This is a genomic window from Methylobacterium gnaphalii, from assembly GCF_007992215.1.
Taxonomy (GTDB): Bacteria; Pseudomonadota; Alphaproteobacteria; order Rhizobiales; family Beijerinckiaceae; genus Methylobacterium; species Methylobacterium gnaphalii.
Genome location: NZ_BJZV01000062.1, coordinates 1 through 9,851, shown reverse-complemented (window position 1 = coordinate 9,851; position 9,851 = coordinate 1). Strand labels below are relative to the sequence as shown.

Sequence of the window (9,851 nt, the reverse complement as noted above, 5' to 3'; positions counted from 1 at the left end):
ATCGTCTTGTCTACCAATGCCACCGAACCATCCTCACGGCCGGAGTGAAAGATCACGTGCAAAACCTTGCACGGTTTGAATGTTATGCTGCGACAGCCCGAAGCTTGCCATCGCTTACGCTACTCGACGTCGAGCGGCGCGACCGCCACCGCCTGTCCATCCGCGCCGAGCGTGATCCGCTGGATGCGCGCCTCTGCGCTCTTCAGCAGCGACTCGCAATGCCGCTTCAGGGCCTCGCCGCGCTCGTAGATTTCCACGGATCTGTCGAGGGGCACGTCACCCTTCTCGAGCTGTCGCACGATGTCCTCGAGCTGCGCGAGTGCCGCCTCGAAGGGCAGGTCATCGGCCACGGCTTCGGGCGCCCCTGGCGCGGAGGCCGGTGCGGCGGGTCGAGCTACGGTCATCCCTTGCATCCCATCGGGCGGGTTATGCCGGTGCAACTGGAACCATTCAAGCCCGGCGGATTGCCGGGCTCACCAGGACGTTGATGCCAGGGGCAGGGTGAACGGCGTGCCCTCGTAGGCCTCGGCCCCCCGGCCGATGCCGGCGATGGCCGCGATCATGCGTCCATCCCGGCCCAGCAATCCATCGGCGATCTCGACGATCAGGCGGTTCGGCGTCGCCGGAGGCGAGAGGCGGCGCAGCGCCCCGGCGACCTCGCCCTCATCGCGGTCCGGGCGCAGGGCGCAGACGGCGGTGTAGAGGGCTGCCGTCGAGCGGCTGATCCCGGCATAACAGTGGATGACGAGCGGGTGCTCACGGTCCCATTCGCGCAGGAAGTCGAGCAGCGCCCGCACATGCGCCTCAGCCGGCAGCACATGGTCGACCATCGGCGCAGAAATGTCGCTGACGCCGAGGGTAAGATGGCGCGCGGGATCGATGGAGGCCGGGCGTTCCATGACCGTACCGATGGTCGCGAGCGTGACGAGATGGCTCGCGCCCGTTGCGGCGACGGTCTCGTGCAGCCGCGACAGCGGGCAGGCGTGAAGAGTAGGCATCGGGCCTCACACCCGTTCGGCGGAATGGGCCGAGGCCAGTGCCTCGAACCGGGTCAGGAACCTCTGCTGGACCTCTGCCGTCGGCCGGCTGACCAGCAGCCTCTCGATCTCCGCGATCACGCCCTCCGGCAGCGCGGCGGGGCGGCCGAAGTAACGTCCGGCCTCCTCCTCGGAAAAGCCGGCGAGACGGGTCGCCTCGAGATGGGCGGCGATGCGGTCGGCACGCTTGATGAGCCGGGCCTGCAACGGGGTGGGCGCAGAGAGATCGAAGCGCCGACGGATGGCGCCGAGCAGCCGCCGCTCCACGGACTTGTAGGCATCGCCGATCGCGGCCTTGAGCGGGGAGATGATGTCGCCGATCACATATTCGGGGGCATCGTGCAGGAGCAATTCGAGGCGCACAGCCGGCCCGTCGCCTCCCGGCAGAGCGCCGCCGATCGCCTCGACAAGCAGCGAGTGCTGCGCCACGGAGAAGACGTGCTCCCCAGATGTCTGACCGTTCCAGCGCGCGACGCGGGCGAGGCCGTGCGCGATGTCGGCGATCTCGACATCGAGCGGCGAGGGATCCAGCAGATCGAGGCGCCGGCCCGACAACATACGTTGCCAGGCGCGCGGCAATTTTTGCGGAGCCGTCATCCCTGCGCGAGGGCCGCACAGGCGGCGTGACGGTGGCAGCCGGCGAGGTGATCGTTGACCATGCCCGTCGCCTGCATAAAGGCGTGAACGATGGTCGGCCCGCAGAAGGTGAAGCCCTTCGCCTTCAGGGCCCTGGAGATTTGTTTCGAGACCTCCGTCTCGGTGGCGATGTCGGCCCGGACCTGCGCGCCGGACTGGATCGGGCGACCATCGACGAAGTCCCAGAGGAAACGGGAGAAGCCGGGACCGGCCTCCTCGATGGCGAGCCAGGCGCGGGCGCCGGCAATGGCGCCGACGATCTTCGCGCGATTGCGGATGATGCCGGCATCCCCCATCAGCCGCTCGATGTCGGCCTCTGTGTAGCGGGCGATCCGCTCGGGCACGAAACCGTCGAAGGCGCGGCGAAAACCGTCGCGGCGGCGCAGGATGGTGATCCAGGAGAGACCGGCCTGGAAGCCATCGAGGATCAGTTTTTCGTAGAGTGCGCGGCCATCGTACTCGGGCACGCCCCATTCCGTGTCGTGATAGGCCACGTAGACCGGGTCGAGCCCCGCCCACCAGCAGCGCGGACAGCCGTCGGGATGGGTGGTGATCAGGCCCGTCTCACCGGACATCGCGTCAGCCGGCTGCCACGGTGTCCGCCGGGAAGGCGAAGGTGGCGAAGGCCGGTTTCTCGATGCCGGCGATGCCGCCGCCGACACGCACCGGCTCGCCTGCGGCCAGGGCGTCGCCGAGGCGGTCGAGGCGGATCGTGGCGAGACCGCGATTGCCGGCGATGCTGCCGGTCTGGCCGAGGATCTTACCGCCCGCCGTCACGTCGCTTCCGGGCTCGGGCGTCTGCCCCTCCTCGAAGACGAGAGGCAGGATGCGCGTGCGCGCGGTACCACGGTGCTGCATGCGCGAGACCACCTCCTGGCCGACATAGCAGCCCTTCCTGAAGTCGACGCCGCCGAGTTGGTCCATCAGCGCCTCGTGCGGAAAGGCATCGGCGAAGGCGAAGTCGCGCCCGCCCTCCGGAATTCCGAGCGCGATGCGGTGGGCGTGGTAGTCCCGCTCGCTGGCATCCGCTGAGAAGGCGCCCTCGGTGAAGTACAGCCGCTCGCCGAGTCCGGGCAGCCGGCCGTCCCGAACCCGAATGACCTCGGCACTCGGCTCCGCGCCATCCCATGCCGCCGCGACACCGAGGGTTGGATCGGCCGCAATCGTGACCTTGGCCCGCAGCCTGTAGAGAGTCAGCCGCTTGACGAGATCGGGCGCGCGCTCGGCCGCCACATCGATCCGGAAGCCGTCGGCGCCGGCACGCGAGACGAGAAAGTCGAACTGGATCTTGCCCTGTGGCGTCAGCAGGGCGCCGAGGCGCGCCTCGCCCGCGGGCAGGGTCTCGATGTTGCAGGTGAGGATGCCCTGCAGGAATTCGGTCGCGGGCTCACCAGTCACCGTGATGATGGCGCGGTCCGGCAGCAGGGCGATCGGCATAGGGCCTCCTCGAACGGGTGCGGCACGATTGCACGCGGCCCACCGCTGACATAAGCCGCCCGCCAGTGAGCCTCAATGTGGAGCGGCCCGTGGCTGAGACACCGTTCGATCTCGTCCTCACCGGCGGCACCGTGGTCAACCAGGACGGCGCGACCTTAGCCGACCTCGGCATCAGGGGCGGGCGCATCGCTGCCATCGGCGATCTCGCGAAGGCCGACGCGGTGGAGCGCCGGGATTGCACCGGCCTGCACCTGCTGCCCGGCGTGATCGACAGCCAGGTCCATTTCCGCGAGCCGGGGCTCGACCACAAGGAAGACCTCGAATCGGGCTCGCGCGCTGCCGTGATGGGAGGCGTGACGGCGGTGTTCGAGATGCCGAACACCAACCCACTGACGACGAGCGCCGCGGCACTCGCCGACAAGGTCGCCCGCGCGCATCACCGGATGCATTGCGATTTCGCGTTCTGGGTCGGCGGCACGCACGAGAATGCCGAGCAGGCCGGCGAGCTGGAGCGGCTGCCGGGCGCAGCCGGGATCAAGGTCTTCATCGGCTCTTCGACCGGCTCGCTTCTCGTCGAGGACGATGCGGGCGTGCGCGAGATCCTCAAGCGTACCCGGCGCCGGGCGGCCTTCCACGCGGAAGACGAGCCGATGCTGCGCGAACAGAAGGGCCTGCGCGTGCCGGGCGATCCGTCCTCGCATCCGGTCTGGCGCTCGCCCGAAGTTGCTGTGAAGGCGACTCGGCGGCTGATCGCCATTGCGCGCGAGACCGGCGCGCGCATCCACATCCTGCACATTTCCACCGCAGACGAGATGCCGATCCTCGCCGAGGCGAAGGATCACGTCAGCGTCGAGGTCACGCCGCACCACCTCACTCTCGACGGCACTGAGGCCTATCCGCGGCTCGGCACGCTGGTGCAGATGAACCCACCGGTGCGCGACGGCGCCCATCGCGACGGGATCTGGTGGGGCGTCGAGCAGGGCATCGCCGACGTGCTCGGCTCGGACCATGCTCCGCATACGCTCGAGGAAAAGGCCAAGGCCTATCCGGATTCGCCCTCCGGCATGACCGGCGTGCAGACGCTGGTGCCGATCATGCTCGATCACGTCGCGGCCGGGCGGCTCTCGCTGGCGCGCTTCGTCGACCTGACCAGCGCCGGGCCGAAGCGGCTCTTCGGCATCGCGCGGAAGGGGCGGCTGGCTCTCGGCTACGATGCGGATGTGACCGTCGTCGACCTGAAGCGACGCGAGACCATCCGCAACGAGTGGATCGCCTCGAAATGCGGTTGGACGCCCTATGATGGCGTCACCGTCACCGGTTGGCCGGTAGGCACTCTGGTGCGCGGCAACGCCGTGATGTGGCAGGGCGAGTTGACGGCGCCCTCGCGCGGCGAGGCGGTCGTCTTCGAAGAGGCGCTGCCGCGGTCGGCGTAGGCGACACAGCCTCCTGCGCCCAGGTCAGGCGTAGGCCGGCGGGGCGGATGAGGCTCGAGAGACCGTCCGACCCCATCGGCAGCTTCCGAACCACCCGCGATACCAGTGGAGGCCTGAGCCACGTCGAATGGCGCTCCGCCATAGATTCAAATTGCGCCTCCGATCCCTCAACCCAAAATTGTGCGCCTCATCGCATCATTTTTTGGATTTTAACGTTTGCATTAACCGACAAGCGTTGCTTTATGCGCAAGATAATGCGCAGGGGGCGCGCATGCATTCGAACGATAAAACGATCTATAGTGGCGCCTTCGTTCTCGCCGCGCTGAGCCTTGTCACGCTGTTGTGGCTGTTCAGCCAGAACGAACTCGCCCGCCAGCCTCATTTGATCAGCGTCTCATCGACGGATTTTCTTGAGACGAAGATATCAGGCAATAACGTTGTATACTCTTTGCTGCATGCGCAGGTCGAAGCGCCTGCTCGCGCAGAGATTCGAGATCTCATCAAATATGCAGAGAACATCTTTGCAGCAAAGCTGCGCTCCGACGCTGAAGCTCAGTCCAAGACGATGATCTGGATCACGTTCCACTACGCGGGCACGGGCCGCCACCCTGGAAAATCAACCAAGACATACCGGGAGATCTACGTGTTCGAGGGAACGAACTGGCGTCGCGTGACCAACAAGAACGAAACGTTCGTGTGAGTAACGGAAAGCCGCTCGCCGCCGGCAAGCGCGCCTATCAGGATCAAAAGAGGTCGGCTATTTCAGCCATATTCGCGCAGTGCGCGAGTCCTTCGAGAGAGGTTTGACCGTCGCCATGAAAACATTCCGGCGGTCTCGAAGAGACTACATCTGGCCGCGCAAGCGGGCAGACGAGCCATTGCGCCTCTCAACGAATGGCTGAAGCCTCGGCCGAAGGCGGCACAACAGTCCCAGCACCAGTATCGACGACTAGGCGCCAGCAGGCTGTGCCGTATCCGACCTCGAAGACTAGTGTTGGAGCGCCGTCGTGAAACCGCCGGAGCGAATGCGCTCCGGCAGGCCCTCGGCATAGGACGCTGCCGCCTCCTCGCCATACGTCGCGACGAGCTCCTGGAAGGCAGCGAACAGCGCGGCCTGGGCCATGCAATCCCCATCGAGCCCGTCGAGACAGCCCTCGGCGAAAGCTTCGGTCACGAGGCCGAGCGCGACGCGCTTGTCATCGCTGTCAGCATCGTACGGGGCGACTGCGGTGTCCTGAAGCATGGTCTCGCGCATAATTCGGGCCGATCCCTTGTCCGGCGAAGCATCGCAAGAATAGGCGGATCGCGCGGCGCGGGCCAGCAGGGAATTGCGAAGAGGTTAACGCGGACGGCACAATCACGTGCATTTCGGCAACGAAGCAACCATGTGTCGACTGCGCAACACATGGGCGCGGCGGGCATCTAGCCTCCATAACGACCGGCGATCCCATGGGAGAGGCGTTCGCCCTCGGCGAGGTAGCGAGCGCTCGCCTCCGTCGCCGCTGGGGTGCAAATCCGATAGGTGAGGGCGTAGCCGCGGTAGCCGCGATTATAGGCTCCAGCGAGTCGATCACGGCGATTGGGCGTGACACCCTCGGATTCCAGAATCGATTTCATCCGCTCGGGCCACTCACCGGCGTCCCTCGCGCCGCAGAGCCCACGGAGGAAGGCAAGCGCCCCGATGATCTCGGAGAGCCGCTGCAGGTCGCGATCATACGGCGCAGGCGGCGGCTCGGCCGGCGGCGGTGGCTCCTTCTCGGCGGATTTCGGCTGCTGTCGTGCGGGCGCGCCGCGCTGTTGCGCGGCAGCCGGGACGGCTGGCGCCACGGCGAGCAGGCCGGAGAGCAGGATCGGGCCGAGCCGTCGCATCATCGGGAGGCTCCGTCGATACGGGCGAAGGCCTCGGCCAACGTGGCGACGAGACCCGGCGTCGTCTCCAGCTCGGCGACCTCGTCGAGCTGCGCCCAACGCACGCCGAGCGCCTCCGGCCCGGGCTCCGGCTCCCCGGAGCGCCAGGTCGCGGCATGAGGGAGAACGACATAGTGATGGCGGCTGCGGCCATCCTCGTCCCTCAGGATGATCTCCGTCGGCGTCAGGCTCGGCCCAACCACCTCGGCAACGACACCGACCTCCTCCTGCAACTCACGCAGGGCTGCCTCAGCCAGCCGCTCTCCGGCTTCCACCAAGCCGCCCGGCAAGGTCCAGACACCGCGCATGGGCGGATTGGCACGCGCGGCGAGCAGAACGCGCCCATCCCGGATCACGGCGATGGACACCCCGATCATCGGACGGACCGGAAACAGCCGATCATCGCCTGTGGTCATGGCCGAACACTCGTCCCGGCGCTCGCCCTAGCCACGGCCAACCGGCCGTCGGCGAGACCGACGAGCACGCGGACCCGTTCGCCGCGACCGAGCACGGCGACGCCGAGCGCGGCCGGGCCAGGCAACAGGATGCGCGTCCGCTCTGCAATGCCGCCGTCCAGCGATACGATCGCGAGAGTCGTCCGGTCGGAGGCCGGAAGCGCGAGGCCGGCGGCCTTGCCGGGCTCGCCCGGCACGACGGCGGCAAGCTCGATGTCGGCGGTTGGGCCGGCATAACCTGGGGCCTCGGCGACGAGGCTGAAGGCGCCTCCCGCATAAGACCAGAGCTGGAGCACGCCCGCCGCATCAGGCTCACGAACCGTGGCGAACTGGGGCCGGCCCTTGCCGGAAAAGTCGCCGACGCCGGCGAGAGCGAGCGGTGTCGCACCTGCCTGCAGCGGCATACGCGCAGCGAGGGTCCACGTCTCACCAGCACTCTTTTCGGCGAGGACCAGCGCAGAGGCGGCTCCTGGCCCTGCGGTTACAGCGAGCACCGCCGGCTTGCCGTCGAGCATCGCGATGCGCGGCCGACGGGCGGCAAAGGCCTGATCGGCGCCTGGCGCAAGTGTCACGCTCGCCACCGGCACCGCCTTCGGCTCGCTTGTGGTTCCCAGCGGCTGGCGCTCGCGCAGGGTCAGGCCGGCGGCCTGTCCGCCGCCGCCGATGGCTCCCGAGAGATAGGCGCTGAGCGGCCCGGACAAAGCTCGGCGCGAGCCCGGCACGGCGCCGCGCGGCGTCTCCGAAGCGATGAGACCCTCGATTGCCTCGGCTCCGATCAGCGTGGTTTTCACGGTCTCGCCGTCGAGGCTGAGCACGGCGCCGCCGTCGTCACCCCAGACCACGGCTACCGGCGCGACCTCGGTCTCGTCCGGAGCAGGCGCGGGGGGAGCCTTTGGATCTGCGCTGGCCGGCTTCGGTCGCGCGATCGGCAGCAGGCCCGAGGTCGAGACGGCCAGCGCCACCTCGCTGCCAGGCCCACGCATCGCCTTCACCTTGAAGGGGAGCTCGACGATGCCCGTGCCCGCCATGGGCTCTTCGGCAGATACAGAGCCGGACAGGGCGAGAAGGAGAAAAGCCGCGAGGCCGCTCGAACGCCAAGCCATCCAGGGCCGTTGCTCCGACGGCACAGGCATGGCTCTGGATGGCTTCGCTGCACTCGCAATGACGGCCAAGGAGCCGATCGAACCCGCCCTCAAACGTGCTGCCCACCGTTAATGTGAAGCTCCGCCCCGTTCACGTAGGACGAGGCCTCGGTGCAGAGAAAATAGATCGCCTTGGCGACCTCGTCCGGCGTGCCGAGACGGCGCTGCGGGATCTTCTTCACGATCTCGTCGGTGCCGGGTGACAGGATTGAGGTATCGATCTCGCCGGGCGAGATCGCGTTGACGCGCACGCCGAGCGGTCCGAAATCCTCGGCCATCTCGCGGGTTAGGCCGGCAAGCGCTGCTTTCGAGGTGCCGTAGGCGGCCCCGGCGAAAGGATGGACGCGCGAGCCGGCGATCGAGGTGACGTTGACGATCGAGCCCTTGGCACGGGTCAGTTCCTGGCGCAGACCCTGCGCCAGCAGGATCGGCGCGAAGAAATTGACCTGAAACACCCGCGCCCAGTCGGCATAATCGGTTCCGAGCGCGCCGAGCCGCTCGCCGTTCGGCCCTTTTGGCGAGATACCAGCGTTGTTGACGAGCGCGTGCAGCATCCCGCCCTCGGCCTCGAGTCGCCCGGCAACCTCGCGCACGCCGCGCACGGTGTCCTCGGCATCGGCGAGATCCACCTGGAGATGGTCCTCAGGACCCATCTCCCACGGACAATTCTCGGGAAAGGCATGGCGCGAGCAGGTGATCACCCGCCAGCCCGCCGCGGAGAAGCGCTTTACGGTGGCGTGGCCGATCCCACGGCTCGCACCGGTGAGCAGCATGATGCGCCGACGATCGTTGGACTGGGCCAAAGCCGCTCCTTACCGTCCCGGCGCGCGACCCTAAAGGGCGCGTCGGCCGCCGACATCGACAGGTCTAGGCTGCGCGAGGCCGGAAATCCAGCACTCTCCCGCGCTGCAGCGACAACCGTGTCGGCCCAAACACTCTTTCGCCGAAGACAGGTGGGGGCGCCGTCGGCGCGATCATTGAGGCGGCGTGCATTGCCGTTTAGGTCAGGTCGGGCCGCTGCGGCCGATCCTGAACTTTTTGCGGACGGCGCCTTGGGATTACGTCGCTCAGGACGGCCCGTGAGAGCCAGGGGAGAGAAGGCCAGACATGGCGGGAACATTCGGCCTCAACCGCTCGCTCGGGAGCGCCATCGGCGCGATCGCGCTGGTGTCGGTCCTCAGCGCCGGCGCAGTGCTGGTGACGATCAATCAACTGCACGAGGTAACCGAGGACCGCGCCCGCTCGACGCGCATCATCCGCGGCCTCAACGACTTTCGCGCGGCCATGCTCAACCAGGAGACAGGCCTGCGCGGATACCTCATCACCGGGCGCGAGAGCAGCCTCGAGCCCTACCGCGCGGGGCGGGCGGCGTTGGAGGAGACCATCACTCGCCTCAGAGGCTTGATTGGCCAGGATGCGGAACCGGCACGTTTGCTGGCGGACGCCGTCACCGCCGCACGCGCCTGGCAGACGAAGATCGGCGAGACGGCTCTGCACAGCGCGGCTGACCCTGCGACGCGGCCCGAGGCTACGCGGATCGAGTCCGACGGCTCGGGCAAGGAGTTCTTCGACACCTTCCGCGCGAGGCTCACAGCCATTGAGGCTGTCGAGGAAAATCTGCGAGCGGCGCAGAACGAGCGTCTGCTACGGGCCGAGAGCAACGCGAGTGTCACGCTCTGGGGCGGCACGCTGCTCACGCTGCTGATTTGCGCGGGGATCGCGGTCGCCGTCAACCGCCTGATCGTCCGGCCGCTTCTCGAGGTCATGACCTTCGTCGGACGGATCGGCGACGGCGACCTGACC

Annotated in this window: 13 protein-coding genes; 3 read left to right on the top strand and 10 right to left on the bottom strand. The window is 67.6% G+C overall.

Annotated features, from left to right (window positions below; translation table 11 throughout):
• Window positions 1-119: 119 nt before the first annotated feature.
• From MGN01_RS22625 to ygfZ, 5 genes are all read right to left on the bottom strand, one after another.
• Window positions 120-404, bottom strand: coding sequence for an exodeoxyribonuclease VII small subunit (locus tag MGN01_RS22625; RefSeq protein ID WP_147049052.1), 285 nt, complete (start codon window positions 402-404; stop codon window positions 120-122).
• Between the two features lie 69 nt (window positions 405-473).
• A complete protein-coding gene (locus tag MGN01_RS22620) occupies window positions 474-998 on the bottom strand; it encodes a tyrosine phosphatase family protein (RefSeq protein WP_147049051.1) in 525 nt (174 codons plus the stop codon).
• A 6-nt stretch (window positions 999-1,004) separates the two neighbouring features.
• Window positions 1,005-1,595, bottom strand: coding sequence for a YfbR-like 5'-deoxynucleotidase (locus MGN01_RS22615; RefSeq protein ID WP_238258196.1), 591 nt, complete (start codon window positions 1,593-1,595; stop codon window positions 1,005-1,007).
• Window positions 1,596-1,630: 35 nt separating this feature from the next.
• Window positions 1,631-2,248 carry a DNA-3-methyladenine glycosylase I gene (locus tag MGN01_RS22610; protein ID WP_147049049.1) on the bottom strand — a complete coding sequence of 206 codons (618 nt, stop codon included), beginning with the start codon at window positions 2,246-2,248 and terminating at the stop codon, window positions 1,631-1,633.
• A gap of 4 nt (window positions 2,249-2,252) precedes the next feature.
• Complete coding sequence (ygfZ, locus tag MGN01_RS22605; protein WP_147049048.1) at window positions 2,253-3,110, bottom strand: CAF17-like 4Fe-4S cluster assembly/insertion protein YgfZ; 858 nt, start codon at window positions 3,108-3,110, stop codon at window positions 2,253-2,255.
• Between the two features lie 89 nt (window positions 3,111-3,199).
• Between ygfZ and MGN01_RS22600 the strand changes: the two genes are divergently transcribed.
• Window positions 3,200-4,543 carry a dihydroorotase gene (locus MGN01_RS22600; RefSeq protein WP_147049047.1) on the top strand — a complete coding sequence of 448 codons (1,344 nt, stop codon included), beginning with the start codon at window positions 3,200-3,202 and terminating at the stop codon, window positions 4,541-4,543.
• A 127-nt stretch (window positions 4,544-4,670) separates the two neighbouring features.
• On the top strand, window positions 4,671-5,243 hold the full coding sequence (locus tag MGN01_RS22595; protein ID WP_147049046.1) for a hypothetical protein: 573 nt from the start codon (window positions 4,671-4,673) through the stop codon (window positions 5,241-5,243).
• A gap of 288 nt (window positions 5,244-5,531) precedes the next feature.
• On the opposite strand, the gene MGN01_RS22590 is transcribed toward MGN01_RS22595, so the two are convergent.
• From MGN01_RS22590 to MGN01_RS22570, 5 genes are all read right to left on the bottom strand, one after another.
• Window positions 5,532-5,798, bottom strand: coding sequence for a hypothetical protein (locus MGN01_RS22590; RefSeq protein ID WP_238258194.1), 267 nt, complete (start codon window positions 5,796-5,798; stop codon window positions 5,532-5,534).
• Window positions 5,799-5,965: 167 nt separating this feature from the next.
• Entirely contained in the window at window positions 5,966-6,412 is a 447-nt protein-coding gene (locus MGN01_RS22585) for a TIGR02301 family protein (protein WP_147049054.1), read from the bottom strand.
• Window positions 6,412-6,867: an NUDIX hydrolase gene (locus MGN01_RS22580; RefSeq protein ID WP_147049045.1), complete on the bottom strand. Its 456-nt coding sequence runs from the start codon at window positions 6,865-6,867 to the stop codon at window positions 6,412-6,414. The genes MGN01_RS22585 and MGN01_RS22580 overlap by 1 nt, the downstream gene beginning before the upstream one ends.
• Complete coding sequence (locus MGN01_RS22575; RefSeq protein ID WP_147049044.1) at window positions 6,864-8,009, bottom strand: hypothetical protein; 1,146 nt, start codon at window positions 8,007-8,009, stop codon at window positions 6,864-6,866. Before MGN01_RS22575 ends, MGN01_RS22580 begins: the two co-directional genes overlap by 4 nt.
• An 89-nt stretch (window positions 8,010-8,098) precedes the next feature.
• Window positions 8,099-8,821 carry an SDR family NAD(P)-dependent oxidoreductase gene (locus tag MGN01_RS22570; RefSeq protein ID WP_147049053.1) on the bottom strand — a complete coding sequence of 241 codons (723 nt, stop codon included), beginning with the start codon at window positions 8,819-8,821 and terminating at the stop codon, window positions 8,099-8,101.
• Between the two features lie 334 nt (window positions 8,822-9,155).
• On the opposite strand from MGN01_RS22570, the gene MGN01_RS22565 reads away from it, so the two are divergent.
• A partial coding sequence (locus MGN01_RS22565; RefSeq protein ID WP_170246126.1) for a CHASE3 domain-containing protein occupies window positions 9,156-9,851 on the top strand: 696 nt, incomplete at its 3' end.